The 14,043-nt window shown below is 56.2% G+C and carries 13 protein-coding genes and 5 pseudogenes; 7 read left to right on the top strand and 11 right to left on the bottom strand.

The window, feature by feature from the left end; genetic code table 11:
* Window positions 1–25: 25 nt before the first annotated feature.
* From AC0WRY_RS34570 to AC0WRY_RS34555, 4 genes and pseudogenes are all read right to left on the bottom strand, one after another.
* Window positions 26–1,117 carry a substrate-binding domain-containing protein gene (locus AC0WRY_RS34570; RefSeq protein ID WP_128929771.1) on the bottom strand — a complete coding sequence of 364 codons (1,092 nt, stop codon included), beginning with the start codon at window positions 1,115–1,117 and terminating at the stop codon, window positions 26–28.
* A gap of 94 nt (window positions 1,118–1,211) precedes the next feature.
* Complete coding sequence (locus AC0WRY_RS34565; protein WP_128955099.1) at window positions 1,212–2,225, bottom strand: sterol desaturase family protein; 1,014 nt, start codon at window positions 2,223–2,225, stop codon at window positions 1,212–1,214.
* A gap of 176 nt (window positions 2,226–2,401) precedes the next feature.
* Window positions 2,402–2,767, bottom strand: coding sequence for a hypothetical protein (locus AC0WRY_RS34560; RefSeq protein ID WP_128929773.1), 366 nt, complete (start codon window positions 2,765–2,767; stop codon window positions 2,402–2,404).
* Window positions 2,768–2,871: 104 nt separating this feature from the next.
* Window positions 2,872–3,987 (bottom strand): annotated as a pseudogene (locus tag AC0WRY_RS34555) (DDE-type integrase/transposase/recombinase); the annotation flags it as partial.
* 247 nt (window positions 3,988–4,234) lie between these two features.
* Here AC0WRY_RS34555 and AC0WRY_RS34550 point away from each other — a divergent pair.
* From AC0WRY_RS34550 to AC0WRY_RS34540, 3 genes are all read left to right on the top strand, one after another.
* Window positions 4,235–5,521 (top strand): NAD(P)/FAD-dependent oxidoreductase, encoded by a 1,287-nt coding sequence (locus tag AC0WRY_RS34550; protein ID WP_128929774.1) that lies wholly within the window; start codon window positions 4,235–4,237, stop codon window positions 5,519–5,521.
* 7 nt (window positions 5,522–5,528) lie between these two features.
* Window positions 5,529–6,380, top strand: a complete 852-nt coding sequence (locus AC0WRY_RS34545) for a sugar phosphate isomerase/epimerase family protein (protein WP_128955100.1) — start codon at window positions 5,529–5,531, stop codon at window positions 6,378–6,380.
* A gap of 443 nt (window positions 6,381–6,823) precedes the next feature.
* Window positions 6,824–7,162 carry a MocE family 2Fe-2S type ferredoxin gene (locus AC0WRY_RS34540; RefSeq protein WP_128930174.1) on the top strand — a complete coding sequence of 113 codons (339 nt, stop codon included), beginning with the start codon at window positions 6,824–6,826 and terminating at the stop codon, window positions 7,160–7,162.
* Here the strand turns inward: AC0WRY_RS34540 and AC0WRY_RS34535 are convergent.
* Complete coding sequence (locus AC0WRY_RS34535; RefSeq protein WP_232995607.1) at window positions 7,159–8,394, bottom strand: NAD(P)/FAD-dependent oxidoreductase; 1,236 nt, start codon at window positions 8,392–8,394, stop codon at window positions 7,159–7,161. The two genes, AC0WRY_RS34540 and AC0WRY_RS34535, sit on opposite strands and share 4 nt — an antisense overlap.
* A 103-nt stretch (window positions 8,395–8,497) precedes the next feature.
* Between AC0WRY_RS34535 and AC0WRY_RS34530 the strand changes: the two are divergent.
* Together AC0WRY_RS34530 and AC0WRY_RS34525 are read left to right on the top strand one after the other, a co-directional pair.
* Window positions 8,498–8,620, top strand: a pseudogene (locus AC0WRY_RS34530) (LacI family DNA-binding transcriptional regulator); the annotation flags it as partial.
* Window positions 8,621–8,767: 147 nt separating this feature from the next.
* On the top strand, window positions 8,768–9,460 hold the full coding sequence (locus tag AC0WRY_RS34525; protein ID WP_232995608.1) for a substrate-binding domain-containing protein: 693 nt from the start codon (window positions 8,768–8,770) through the stop codon (window positions 9,458–9,460).
* Window positions 9,461–9,656: 196 nt separating this feature from the next.
* Here AC0WRY_RS34525 and AC0WRY_RS34520 read toward each other — a convergent pair whose 3' ends face one another.
* The 4 genes and pseudogenes from AC0WRY_RS34520 to AC0WRY_RS34505 form a co-directional block, all read right to left on the bottom strand.
* Window positions 9,657–9,869 (bottom strand): hypothetical protein, encoded by a 213-nt coding sequence (locus AC0WRY_RS34520; RefSeq protein ID WP_232995609.1) that lies wholly within the window; start codon window positions 9,867–9,869, stop codon window positions 9,657–9,659.
* Window positions 9,870–10,001: 132 nt separating this feature from the next.
* The gene (locus AC0WRY_RS34515; protein WP_232995610.1) at window positions 10,002–10,511 is read right to left on the bottom strand and encodes a hypothetical protein; all 510 of its coding nucleotides are present in this window, start codon (window positions 10,509–10,511) and stop codon (window positions 10,002–10,004) included.
* A gap of 150 nt (window positions 10,512–10,661) precedes the next feature.
* Entirely contained in the window at window positions 10,662–10,979 is a 318-nt protein-coding gene (locus AC0WRY_RS34510; protein ID WP_232995611.1) for an IS4/Tn5 family transposase DNA-binding protein, read from the bottom strand.
* A 624-nt stretch (window positions 10,980–11,603) separates the two neighbouring features.
* Window positions 11,604–11,895 (bottom strand): annotated as a pseudogene (locus tag AC0WRY_RS34505) (transposase); the annotation flags it as partial.
* Between the two features lie 52 nt (window positions 11,896–11,947).
* On the opposite strand from AC0WRY_RS34505, the pseudogene AC0WRY_RS34500 reads away from it, so the two are divergent.
* Window positions 11,948–12,049 (top strand): annotated as a pseudogene (locus tag AC0WRY_RS34500) (transposase); the annotation flags it as partial.
* A 4-nt stretch (window positions 12,050–12,053) separates the two neighbouring features.
* Here the strand turns inward: AC0WRY_RS34500 and AC0WRY_RS34495 are convergent.
* Complete coding sequence (locus tag AC0WRY_RS34495; protein ID WP_128929777.1) at window positions 12,054–12,764, bottom strand: hypothetical protein; 711 nt, start codon at window positions 12,762–12,764, stop codon at window positions 12,054–12,056.
* An 87-nt stretch (window positions 12,765–12,851) separates the two neighbouring features.
* Window positions 12,852–13,187 carry a DUF4365 domain-containing protein gene (locus tag AC0WRY_RS34490; protein ID WP_128929778.1) on the bottom strand — a complete coding sequence of 112 codons (336 nt, stop codon included), beginning with the start codon at window positions 13,185–13,187 and terminating at the stop codon, window positions 12,852–12,854.
* Between AC0WRY_RS34490 and AC0WRY_RS34485 the strand changes: the two are divergent.
* Window positions 13,186–14,028, top strand: a pseudogene (locus AC0WRY_RS34485) (IS256 family transposase); the annotation flags it as partial. The gene AC0WRY_RS34490 and the pseudogene AC0WRY_RS34485 sit on opposite strands and share 2 nt — an antisense overlap.
* Between the last annotated feature and the right edge of the window lie 15 nt (window positions 14,029–14,043).

Raw genomic sequence — 14,043 nt, 5'->3', positions numbered from 1 at the left:
GCGAGGCTTTCCTGCGTGGACCGATTCATTTCATCTTATCCATCCAAGGGGCCTTCGCCACGTCCGGCGTCTTCAGATCCGGAAAGACCGCACCAAGCTGTTCGATGTTCTCGACTTTGTTCGTGCGCAGCTCTTCCTGAGTGATAACCAGCGGCGGCACGCTCAGCGTGTTGCCGATGAGGTCGCCGGCAATCCTGGCCGCGGCCACCCGCAGTACGACCGAGCCGACATTGGACTGGTTGGTGGTAGCCGTGACCACCCAAGGACTGTGTGGCTTCGTCATTACCGCGATGTCGGCAGTTGAGATGTCCATGCCATAGGTCTTAACCTTGTCCGCCAGACCGAGTTCGCTGATCGCTAGCGATGCGCCTTTGGTGAACTCATCATACGGCGCGACAATCGCCTTGACGTTTGGATGGGCAGTCAGCGCTGCCTTGGCCTGATCGGCCGTCTGGGCGGCAGTGTTGGCGTTGACGACGCCGATCGTCGCTACCGTATTGACGCCAGGGTTGGCCCTCAAGAATTCCTTCCAGACTTCGTTGCGCAGATCGAGCGCCTGATAGCCTGGCACATAGACATAGATGACGTCAGCCTTTGCACCGTCGCCGCCGATATGGGCCTTCAGAGCACCAAGGATGCCGGTCATCATCAGCTTGTCGCCCTGATCAACGGTGATGACCTTGTCCGACGGCTCGACCGAAACGTAGTAGGTCACGACAGGAATATTGGCGTCAGCGGCCGCCTTGATGCCGTCGCGCAGACTATCACCAAATCCCCAACCAATGACGATGGCATCCGGCTGAGTGGCTACGGCCTGCTGCAGCATCAGCGCCTGCTTCGCATTGTCGCCGTCGGCGTTGTAGACCGTCAGCTTGACGCCGAGCTTCTTCGCTTCAGCCTCAACGCCGGCAATCCACTCCTGATACACGTCGCCAGTGTTGAGCTGGCGGACAACCGCGATCTTAACCGCGTGATTCTTAAACTTTTGCGGTACCTCGGCGTGCGCGTCCGACTTAACTCGAATCGGAGTGGGCCCGTCTGCGAACGCTACACTTGTAAGGGCGATCCCCGCGACGCCTGCGAGAAATGCGCGACGAACAATCCTTGCCACAATCATAACGTTTCCCCTTTGCTGACGTGGTGCTTGGCCGCGGAGTTCTCCGTGCGGCTTGAGTTCTTCAATAGGATTCTAGGGTACGTTGAGCACCCAGTCAGGCTCGAGCGTCCTTCTTGGCATAAGCTTCAGCACGCCGTTCCATACGAAGCTTTAGACGCTCATCGGCTTCAGGGCTGCCGTCGTGAAAGCTGCCAAACCACTTGTCTAGTGGGACCGCCCCATCAGCGTAATTCACCTCGAAAAGCTTGTGGTGAAGATAATGAGCGTAGACTCCAGATGGGACGGTGCGCTCGCCCCCCAGCTCGGTTCGATCGAAACCGGTATGGGCAATTGCTGGAGCGAGGCCCGCGCGCATCACCATGGCAAGCATATGTATTGGATGTGAATTGAAGACAGCGATCAACACGATGACAGAAAAATACAGGATGTGTTCGACCGGGTGCATCGCTAATCCCGACCAGGGAAGCACGTTCGTATTATTGTGGTGCAATGAATGAACGTACTTGTAGAGGAGACGAGTATGAAGCAGGCGGTGAACCGCGTAAAAGTGGACCTCATGAATGAATGGGACGAGTAACAGCAGGACGATGAACCATATTGGGTTGTCTGACAAGGTGATGAGAGGCACGTAGCCGTTGGCATAAAGATAAAACGCCGCGACCTGATATGCTGTAAAGACCGGAACGCCGCTCGTTATCGTCCAGAAAATATTGTCCAAAGCCTGTTTGCCGAAGACGAAAACAGTAGCTCTGGCCGTGGGCCAACGCGGGTTGTACTTAAAGCGCGTCTCCTGCCGTCGCAAAACGTAGAGCCAAGAGTGCCAGGCGCCATACCAAAGGACGACGATGGCATAGTTGAGGAGAACGAGATAAAGTACCCAGCCGATCTCGAGTGTCTTCATTTGTTCAAGAGACGGCGCAAGAAAGAGCCAATAACCGATCCCGAACACGATAAGCAGCAGGTTCCAAGGCAAAAAGTACCCTGGCAACCACTTTATCACCGCCATAGGTTTCGGAGGCAACGTGAACAACGGCCCATAACTGATGAGCTCCTTAGGCGCGTAGTGACCAAACTCGTCGCGACGGCCGAATTTAGTTTCCTCCATCATCGCTTCCTCCTGGCGCGCAATCCACCCCTATATTTTCTTCAGTATATGGCAGAGCGTTGGATGGCTCGATGGTTAGGTTGATTGAAATCCATCAAAATGTCGAGCTACGGCTTACTGCATTGTCGCCACGGCCGCTAAACGCTCGTCATTGTACGGCTCGTTTGCTCCCCTGCACGCTACGTATAGCGGTCGAGAGTATAGATTGCAGATCGGCAACTGATGCAACTTAGCGTGCTCGCTATCGAAACACCGGTACACCAGACATCACTGCCTTTCGAACCGCGATGCAGCATCTGAGCGGCCACAACGGATTGCGCCGGGCGCCACTTCGAGGTGAACGACTTCGCCGCGAACCGGTCGCTCGCGTTATTAGCAGCGAACCGTTGTACGCTGAGGGCTGCGCCACCGGCGACGAACTTTGGCGTCTTGCTCACAACGGACCACACGACCTTCACCGCCGCGGCCGAACTCTTCGCCAACTTCGACCACGGCGCCGCAATGTTCGCGTTGTGTCCGTCGTCAGATAATTTGAGACCGCTCATGCATTTCGAGAAGGGAGGCTCCGGATCATCTTGGGCTAGAGGTTAAGCTGCCTGCAGTCGATGCCGCAAGCGACGGATTGCGATGGTCTCGCGCTTGATGCGCTCAGCAAGATGCGGTTCTTCAAGGTCTGATGCCAGTGCCCTGGGTCTGGCGATGATTGGCGCACCGCGCACAGGCCGTATGTCCTTGCCCTTGAGCCAGGTGGCCAGATCATCCGCGACGTAACTTGATCCGTTGTCGCTGAGAAGCCGTGACCGCTGCTTTATATTGATGTACTCCAGGCCTGAGGCGACAAGCGCCCGGTCGAGCGTGGCCGTAACGTCGGAGGCGCACATGGTTGGGCTCATCCTCAACGCCACGATATAACGCGAGAAGTCAGCGAGCACAGTGAACAGATAATACCAGCCCCAGCCGGTGATCTTGAGGTAGGCGAAGTCAGTCTGACAGAGCTGGTTGATCGCCGTGGTCTTGTCCTTGAACTCGTTGGCCGTCTTGATCACCTCATAGGCGGGGCTGGTGATCAGGTCGTGCGCCTTCAGCAGCCGATAGACCCAGCGCCTCGGAGACTAAGTACTTTCTGTCATCGGTGAAGCGCACCGCCAGCTCGCGCGGCGACAGCTCGGGAATCTCCAGCGCCAGATCGATGATCTGACCGCGGACTTCGTCAGGAACCCGATTCCAGACCATGTCCGACTTCGAGCGATACTCAGCCAGTACCTCAACGCCAACCGCACGGTAGCGATCGTACCACCGATAAAATGCGGCTCGCGGGATGCCGAGCTTCTCGAGCGTGCGTCTGGCACGCAGATGGTGATTGCTCGACCAGCGCGATGATCTCGGCCTTCGCGAACGCAGGATACCTCATGCCTCGTCCTCCCCAGCCGCGCTCAACTCTTTTTTGTAAGCGGTTCTCCAGGGTACGATCGGCGACCACCTCCTTCAATTCGGAGGCTTCACGACGAAGATCCTTGACCTCGCCGGACGTGGCTGAGCGGGCAGTGTCGCCCCCCAAGGCGGCGTTTGCCAGCCTCAAGGAACTCCTTGGACCGGCCATAATACATCGAGGCCACACAGCTCGGAGATATTCTCCTCGTCGCGCAAATCCTTCCAACACGATACGGATATTCTTTTCCGCTGAATACTGCCGAGGTGCCTGGCGTCGGTTGTCCTTCAGCACTTGTTCTGCCGGGGCTTTGTCCGGCCCGGATTTCTGCTTCAACTTCGCTCCGTACGGCAACGATGAACCAGAAATCCTCCTTCGTGAAGTCCTGGTCTCAGAGGCGCTGACGGCGAACACGCCACACTACATGGCGTTGATCCTACGCCGGCAGGCCGCCGACTCGGGGCGCCCCGCACACGAGCGAGTCTACGAATCGTAAACATGATGGAAAAACATCAGGTTCAGAATAGCCTAAATCAGATGTCGGCGACTAACCTCCAAGCTCGCACAGTTCGGACTTGATGTGATGGCTCGAAGAATTGTCATAGTTGGTGCTGGACATGCTGGGACGAGTGCAGCTCGCGCACTACGGGAGCATGGGTGGTCCGACGAGATTGTACTCCTAACGGAGGAACGGTCCGCCCCTTATGAGCGTCCGCCTCTGTCCAAGTCAGTCCTTACTCAAGAGGAGAGCTTCAGCGGCGTAGCGGCTCTTGCCCCAGGTTGGCTTGACCAGAACGGAATCCTTTTCCGCTCTGGGGTCAGAGCGGAAGCAATCGACCGGGACGCACAGAGCGTTACACTCGCTGGAGGAGATCGTTTTCGGTATGACTACCTCCTGCTCGCGACAGGAGCAAAACCGCGTTTTCCGCAGTTGCCTGGCGTCGGCTCGAAGGGAGTGATCGCGCTGCGGTCGTTGGATCAATCCGCCGTTCTCCGAGAGAGATTGATGCCGGCACGAAGGCTTGTCGTTATCGGCGGAGGACTGATCGGATTGGAAGTCGCGGCGTCTGCCCGGGCAAGAGGTGTTGACACAACAGTTTTGGAAAAGGCACCCGCTCTGCTGTCTCGCGTGATGCCGATCTCGACGTCCGATAGAATCTTAGAACTGCATCGTTCCAACGGCACCAAGGTTTTCCTCGGAGCGGACGTGGAGGCGATCATTGGTTGCGACATGGTCGAGGGCGTGCGACTCAGATCAGGACAGGAATTCGTAGCCGACACAGTTCTGGTTGCTGTTGGCGCGGATCCCGACGTTGAATTGGCGCAGAAGGCTGGCCTTGCCACTGACGACGGCATTCTCGTCAATGAATACCTCCAAACTGCAGACTCTCGGATCTTCGCCGCCGGAGACGCAGCAAGATATCCGGCGTCGACGGGTAAAGACACGATACGATTGGAGGCATGGAAGAATGCGCTGGACCAGGGGGGCACTGCCGCGTTGAACATTTTGGGACGAAAGGTTTCCTATAGGGCAGTTCCATGGATGTGGTCTGATCAATTCGACAAAGTATTCCAAGTTGCTGGCATTCCGAACAAATCGCAGGTCGAGGTAAATCGTAGTTTAGACGATGGGGGTATAGTAACGTTTCTCCTAGACAGATTTGGCGTTCTAGAGGCCACGGCGGCGTTCGGTAGCCTATCGCAAGTAGCAAAGATCGTCCGAGTCGCGACCTCGATAATTGAGAGGCGCCTTCGCCCGTCGCCTTCCGTCCTGCAGGACCCAAGCTACGATTTGAGAAAGCTCTTGCAGTCAGATGCCGTCAACGCCCACTCAACGCATGAAGCCGCTCTCTCAGCAGTTCGAAGGTAGACACTACATGAACACCATCCTGTTCTTTCAGTCGCTTTGGGCCATGGAATTGCGAAGCGCGACGGAGCCAGAACGCGGGCTTGAGGAAAACATCCGAATGATCAAAGATGCCGGCTATGACGGCGTTAGCGCAGATTGGCGGAGCCGGGAGTACGTACGCGAGCTGCATGGCCTGTTGAAGGCGAACGGGTTGACAGCCGAAGGCCAGTGTTTTCCGAAGACCATCGATGAGCTCAAGCCAGTGCTCGAAAATGCAACGGAATTCGGTCTTCATCATCTTGAGATTCAACCAGATGTACGGCCACGTCGCTTGGATGATTGCATCCCGCTTTTAGAAGGATGGCTGCGGCTTGCCGAGGAGGTCGATTTTCCCGTCTATATAGAGACACATCGCGACCGGATGACGACCGACCTGTTCTTTACACTCGATCTACTTGAACGAATCCCCGATCTCAAGCTGCTGGGGGATATTTCGCACTTCGTTGTTGGGCGCGAGTTCTCATGGCCAATTACCGAGGAGAATAACAGCCACATCCATCAAGTTTTGGATAGGTGTTGGGCGTTCCACGGTAGGGTAGCAAGCCGCGAGCAAATACAAATCGAGATTAGCTTCCCGCAGCACCAAATGTGGCTCGACCAGTTCTTAGAGTGGTGGGGCTACGGCTTTCGGAGTTGGCGCCGGCGCGCGGCGGACGGAGAGGCATTGGCGTTTACTTGCGAGTTGGGGCCGCGGCCGTACGCGATAACCGGTCGAGATGGTGAAGATACAACGGATCGCTGGAGCGAAGCCCTGATGCTTCGAGAATGCGTCAGGAAGGCTTGGGACAAGTCTGGAGCCCACCTGGAAGACAACGCGTAGAGCACAACGACAGCGCTTGAACTCAGGAAACGTTACAGCCCACTACTGCTCCGCTGCTGAAGACTGCAAACTGTAGACTGCAGATGTAGGTGTCCAGATCAAGGCGATCGCGATTTGTTGTATCGTCGATACACGCTTCGTGTGCTGATCCAGATGGCCTCTTTCTGTTGATTTGAGCTATGAGAGCGCTGGGATCTTGGTCGACATCGGTTTGGGGGGCCCGGCCGGAAGCGGCGCATGCATACATGGTCTATTGAGAAGATCCAAAGGTGCAATGAGGTCGACGGGTACGCGGGAGAACTAGAAGTCGACCTAATGATAGCCCGACTTTGCCGCCGGATCGATCGACGAAGGGTTCGATGTCAGGTGCAAAAGTGATGGCGCCAGACGTTCAGCATATTCTAAAGAGGGAAGAGAAGTTCAACATGAGCCTAGATTTGAAGATGGTTGACGACACCGCTCGTACATGGGTGTTTGCGTGCAAGGTAGAGGATATTCGGCTTCAAGACGTTCGTCGCTGGGAGTTTGACGGGCATTCATACGCAATATTTCGCTCCCCGAAGGGCGAAATCTTCGTAACAGACGATATTTGCACTCATGAACACGCCCACCTGTCCGATGGTTATGTTGAGGGCCACACGGTGGAGTGCCCCCGTCACTCTGGACGGTTCAGCTATATGACGGGAAAGGCACTTGGCGCTCCGGTATGCATAAACCTGCGCACGTACGAGGTGAGAATCGAGGATGGAGCGGTCACCGTTTTGGTACCTCGACGGGCTTAACCCGCAACGACCTCTAACTCGGCTCCGTCAAGCGTGACAGAGTTGCAGATAGCGCGTGAAGCAATCAGCTGACGCATTTTTCTCAGCTCTCGCCCGATGAGCGCCGTGGGTCCGATGGCGGTCGCGCCGACGAGTCGTTCAAGTGCGTCGCAGTGAAGCAAGATCGCGCTTCCAGACGCTGTCGGTTTTCGCCTTGTCGACGTACCGAGATGAGGTAACCCCATTATTTGAAGGGAGAGGTCGTACTGGTCAGACCAAAAGAATGGGACTGACGGCGCCGTAACTTCTTCGCCCAGCAGTACGGCGGCTAGGATTCTTGCGTGATCCTCCGCGTTTTGCCACGACTCCAAACGTATATGCCGTTGGTAAAGTGGATGCCAGAAGGCGGCAATGTCGCCACAGGCGAATATGTTGGGATCAGAGGTACGCAGCTGCTCGTTAGTTATTACACCAATGTCGATCTCCAAGCCGGCGCCAATCGCAAGGGATATCTCAGGTTCAACACCAACGGCAACGACGGCGACACTGCAGTCAACAGCATCTCCATTGCTGAGAACAGCGCGCTTTAGGCTACCATGGCCATTGGAAACGAACCTCTCGACCATGGCCCCGTACGTCAATTGCACACCAGCGTGGAGGTGCGTCTCGGCAAGGCGATCTGCTACCAGTCGCGGCACCAAGCGAGAAAGCAGTCGGTCGGAAGCTTCGATCACTCGTGGCTGGATGCCGCGCTGTGCGGCGGCCGCCGCGACTTCGAGGCCGATAAATCCGCCACCAACGACGGCCACTCGGTTTGATGCCAGGAAGTACTTAGAAACGGTTTGAGCATCGGCGTAACTTCGAAGGCTAAAGACGCCGCGGAGCTGACTTCCTTGCACCGGAAACCCGCGAACTCGAGAGCCGGTAGCGAGAACCAATCGATCGTATCTAATCACTTTACCGTCGCTAAGTCGGATGTTTTTCCGGACGCGATCAACATCTTCAACGGCGACGCCGAGATGGGTCTCTACACGCTCCCAAACTGGGTCGTTAGGCTTCCACAACACGCAGTCATCGAGCCCGCTGGTGCCCAGGAGAACTCCTTTAGATAGCGGAGGTCGTTCGTAGGGATAGATAGGCTCGGCCCCGACGAGGGTCACGTGGACGCGATCGGGGCCGCGAGACAAGAGTTGCGCCAATCTGCCGCCGGCGTGCCCCCCTCCAACGATGACTATTCTGCATCGCTCAGTCATCAGTTATAATCCTGTGCATCCATGACATCTTGGTGCGAAGTGCGGTGTTGACCTGCGATGGGCTATCGTCAACAAACATACCGCAAAACGAAAGCCGAAGCGAATGAAACCTGGGCTGAACGAGGTAGCCAAGCTCGCTGGCGTCGGAATTGCAACGGTCGATCGCGTCCTCAATGAACGAGCTAATGTATCCCCGAAGACGGCGCTGAAAGTCATCGAAGCTGCTCGTCAGCTGGGGATCAGTCGGACTCTTCCATCGCCCCATCGTCGGCTCTTTCGAGTCAAGGTAATAATGCCTTCGCAAAGGACGCCCCTTCTGTTGCGGCTTGCCCGAGCGTTTGAAAGCCAAATCGCGCAAACTACAAAATCCCTTGTGATCGAACGCGTCCTATTCGAGGAGCGGCATGCGGAAGCGGTCCCGGGTCTGATTCGCGCGGCCAAGGCAGACGCGGTGATAGTGTACGGACCCGAGACAGATCAAATGATAGATGCGATTGCCTCGGTGACCTCATCGGGGACCCCTGTCATTACTCTCGGATCAGACCTGCCGACGACACCACGGTTGGCCTACGTCGGGATTGACCACTACGGAGCCGGACGAGCTGCGGCATTCTTCATGTCCCGGATGGTCAATCGGGGAATCTACTTAGCGGTCTGCTCCGATCTGAAATACCGAGCGGAGGCCTCTAGGATTAGTGGATTTCGAGACGGTGTGAAGGCAGAACTTTCTTCTCCGATACACGTCGAGATAATGGAGAGCGATGAGTGCCCTAAAGGAATGTCCGAGGATGCTGTCAGCGGTATCTACGTCGCGGGATCAAAAAATGGGCTTGCCCACACAGTGGCACCGTGGTTGGCCAGAGCACCAATCGTGATCGCGCACGACCTTAGCGACGAGGTCAGACAGATGATGAAGACCGGCGTCGTTGCTCTGGCGATTGATCAGAACCCGGAAGAACAAGCATCGAGGTCGGTAGCTCTTCTCTTAGCCCGCTTCGGCCTAACGGCTCACGCGCCCGAGGCCGGGATAGTATCGTTTACCGTCCACACGAAATACAACATCTAAGACTGTGCAGTATCCAGAGTCCTGCGAGGGCCGCTCTTTTTCATCGCGACCGGCGCGTTCTGCGCGCTAGCGGCAATGCTGCGTTTGGCGCGGCTGACGAGCAGCCTGCCCTCGGCCGAAAGGCGCCCGAACTCGCCGTGGGCCAAGCTTGATGGTATCCGTCCGGTGATGCTTGCGATTACCCACATTTTTTGAGTCAGAGTTTCGCTCCCGTTGCGATATCGATGAATCGCGATAATCCGCGCCATATGATCAGATTCCCTGGTGGCGGATCGTTGGCGCGGGCGAGATAGCCGCCGAGCCTGGCGATCTTGATAAGATAATGCGACAATGTCTTTCGTTGTGTGTCGACTGGATTCTTGTCTTCGACGAGCCGATCAAGCAATTGGCTTTCAGCCTTGGTCAGCACAAATCCGGTGAGGCATTTGGCGCTGAACGATTAAGCATCGTCATCCAAAAAATGCGCCAGCTCACAATGCAGAATACCGAGATCAGATTCGTCAATCGCTGAGCAGTCCGCAGTTGCGAGTCCTCCTCTGCCCTACAGCCGGATTTGAGTATCTTGTGGAAGACCTCGATCTTCCATCGCAGGGAATACCATTCGAGTTTCTCGATCGCAGCCCTGCGCCGATTGCACTGGAAGATCGGTCAGGAGTTTCCATTCAATCTTCTTTCTGTTCTTTGGCGCTCCTCTTTCATCAGCGTGGATCACTGTCATAGTCAAAGTTGGATACCGCGACTGCTTGCCGATCGGTAGCAAAGTACCGATTTTACGATACCGGATTTCAAGAACAGACTGGTCTGGATTGCCCTTGCTATCCTGGACTTCGATCCGGTGGAGGCCTTTGACCACGACCTCGTCCATTATCGTTGCAACGGTATGATCGCCATCGCCTGCCAGGCGATTGACAAAGGTCCTTACCAAGAAATGCGTTCCAACCTCTTGGGCGGCGCACAACAAGTCATAAATATCGGCCTCACGATCACCGATATGGATGCACTGCGTGGCTTCTCGAAAAGCTCCGTGGATTGTTTGAGGTTCTCCAGCCACCGAATGCTCTCCTTGGTTTCAATGGGGATCCGTGTCAGGTTGACCTCGCGCCTGAGCGCGGCGCCCCCTCTGAACTTCTTTCGGTCCAGAACTTCACGGCGCTGAGCCCCAGTGGAAGCCCCTCGAGGGTCACCGCAAAGCTCGAATGCATCAATATTCCGCATGTCGTGTACGTTTGGGTTTTCCGTCCAATCTTCGGGAGTTGCTTTTGGGGATGCGCTTAATCATCCCGATCAGATCCGGGCGCTCTCTTTGATAGGTGAACTCGGTCGTATCATGCGGGACAAGAACAGGACCTTTCGCAGCCGCGATACGTTCCCGCGTCGATTTAAAGAGACCAGACAGAATGTCGGCCTCGCTTACTCGTTCATTGGAAAAGAAACGATAGGCCGCCTTGGTATTCGCCCAGTCTTGGCAAACCATCGGAATGCTCTGGCCGATGTCTCCACCGATCTGCTTCAGTAGCATGTAAATCTCTCGCCAAGTCCAGCGTCCTGGAATTCGCAAAGCGCTGCTTCACGATCAAACCAGGTCATCGCGTCGGACGCCTCCCGATGCAAGGCTCAGCCTCACAATCTCGCGCACCTGGCGCATGATAACCCTCCTCGTCGGCATCCAATCCTCCCAGCTGCTTCCAGCCGGAGAATTGGCCCAACGATCGGGCCTCACACCATCCGAATCTGCGCGCGATCAAATCCGAATGCTGCGCGGAAAATGCTCGGAATGCTGGGCGCGATCATTTCGGAACCCTGCGCGCCATCAAGTCGGTACGGTGCGCACCATCATCTCGGAATCCGCACGCATTGTCTGGGTGGTCTTGAGCTCTCTACGAACGCAGAGATCCTGCTTTCACCTGACGCTGGCTTCGATTGCATGGCTCGGGAACAGTGATGACGAAACAGTGGATCAACATGCCGTAAGGCCTGTGCAAAAAACGGGCTTCGTGCCCGAACCATTTATTGGGAACGGCGTGCGCAGATCTCATCATGGCCTGGCTGCAACAGCAGTCCACTCACGAGAGGCCGGATACATTTATGCAACTGGAAGTGTCATTTTCGTTGTTACGAACCCTTACACGGACGGGGTGAACCATACATTTTTTGACAAAAGCTCGCGCAGTGCCGCCGCATCGAGCATCTGCTCGGCCAGCAGCTTCTTCAGCTTCGCGTTCTCTTCCTCGAGCGCTTCAGCCGCTTGGCTTCGGAGACTTCCATGCCGCCGAACTTGGCCTTCCAATTGTAGATCGTCGCCTCGGAGACCCGTGTTTGCGAGCCAGGCCTGCTGTCGTCGCTCCAGCCTCATGCTCCTTCAACACTGCGATAACCTGCTCTTCCGTGAACCTTGCCCGTCCATCTTCTGATCTGAGGCCGGCAAACTGGACCATTTTTGGCTAGAGTTTTTCGCACCGGTTCCCTGGCTGGGAGGAGCGAAGGACGATGAAGGCTTCGAAGTTTTCGGACGCCCAGAAGGCGCTCATCCTGAAGCAGGGCAGTGACGGGGTTGCGGTGGCGGAGATCTGCCGCAAGGCCGGGACCAGCTAACTTATTCTGGTAGGGGCAGTTGCCAGTCCGTCCGCTCATTGATGTATTGCTTGTAGGCGGGGTGATCGAACAGGTGCAACACAAAGATCTGGTCATGCCACTGCGTTGGTGCGCCAAACTTCCAAGACAGACCGTTTATCTTTGCGATTTTCCGCGCTGCGTGAGCATCGTTAAATTCCCGGATTGCCAGAAGTTCCCCAACCCATTCGCAGTGTACTTCATCAAGATCACCGACGATATCGTCAAAGTAGCAGAAGGTCCGTGGTAGAAAATGAGATGCAGCAGAGTTGAAAAGGTTTAGTGCCGGCTTAGTACTTGTATAGAGGTCGAGGTCGAAAGACACAAAGCCGATAACAGGTGGCGAATAGCGTTCGATAAACGCCAGAACCGTCTCGCCGACGTTGCCGATTATCAGGGTGGCGCGCTTTAATTGACGCTCCAATTTAGCCCTATCCATTTTGAAAAAACCGGCGCGCCAGAGGTATGGCAGATCTCGGTAATCGTCAGAGGGTGGCAAGCCAGTTTCCAGATCGAAGCCGTAGAGTCGGAAGCGAACTCCCGTTTCAGCCTGAAGACTCTCAGCGACTTGTTCCATCTCCAGCAGTCCCATACCGCCAGCGACGCCAAACTCGATAGCGGCGATTTCGGGAATTTGGAGTGCCTTTGCTTGCCTCGCGGCTTGCCTCATTCCGAAAAGATAATTCGGGCGCATGCGTAGTCCTCGCTTTTAGTGTGGCGGCTTAATCCTGCCACCAAGCATAGGTCCTATTGTACTCAGATCGCCCCATTGGGACACCCCTTAGCGTTGGTAGGTTCGCCTTCTCGAAGACGACCTGCGGGACTTACGGCGCTCCGGATCCGCAAACCACTCCTTCAGCGATTTGCAGTAGGCCTTCCGCGTCTTCAGAGCCACGACGATCAGCAGGACGGGAGCCGTGCCTTTGGTCCAGTATTCGATGTCAGCGTCGGCGCACGCGAATTCGAACGTTTCCTCGGTCTCCACCTGCAGTCGTTCGCGCTCAGTGGCCTTGCCCTGGACCCGCAGGAGCAGGTTGCGTACAGAATCTTTCGCTCTTTCAGCACTGACGGCTTCTTCTAGAATGAAGGAGCTTTGGATGAACGATGGGAATGCCATGGGTCAGGTGATCCAGATAGATGAAGCCCGGATTCGCGATCACCTGGGCGAGATGGTCCGCGGAACGGTAGAAGAGACGCTGAATGCCATGCTGGAGGCCGAAGCGGACCTGCTGTGCGGTGTCGGACGCTATGAGCGGAGCCAGGCCCAGCAGGACACGCGGGCGGGCAGCTACGAACGAACGCTGCAAACCAAGGCGGGCGACGTCAATTTGAAGGCCAGAAGCTACGGCGGCAAACCTTCGAGACGGCGACTATCGAGCGCTACCAGAGGCGGGAGAGCTCGGTTGAGGAGGCGCTGATCGAGATGTATCTGGCCGGGATTTCAGTTCGCCGGGTCGAAGACATCACGGAGGCGCTGTGGGGCACCCGGGTCAGCCCGAGCACAGTGTCGAACCTGAACAAGAAGATCTATGCCAAGATCGAGGCATGGCGGAATCGCAGGATCGAGGACGAGCATCCGTATCTCTATCTCGATGGCATTGTGATGAAGCGCAGCTGGGCCGGTGAAGTTCGCAACGTGTCGCTGCTGATGGCCTCGGCCGTCAATGCCGAGGGATTCCGGGGGATCCTCGGCATCTGTGAAGGTGCCACGGAGGCAAGTCCGGCTGGTCATCGTTTTTGCGGCATCTCGTCGATCGTGGTCTCAAGGGCGTGCAGTTGGTGGTTTCCGATGCCTGCCGAGGTCTTGCCGAAAGCGTTACGGATTACTACGGGGGGTACGCTATCAGCGCCGCATGGTGCATTTTTATCGCAATGTCTTCAGCCTCGTGCCGTCGACCCGGGTCCGCGAGGTGAGCCACATGCTCAAGGCCATTCATACCCAAGAGAGCCGCGCCGCGGTTGGCGCGGGCGAC

The organism is Bradyrhizobium sp. T-12, from assembly GCF_058314695.1.
The sequence above is the reverse complement of the archived record's forward strand: the minus strand, read 5'-3'. Positions and strand labels throughout refer to the sequence as shown.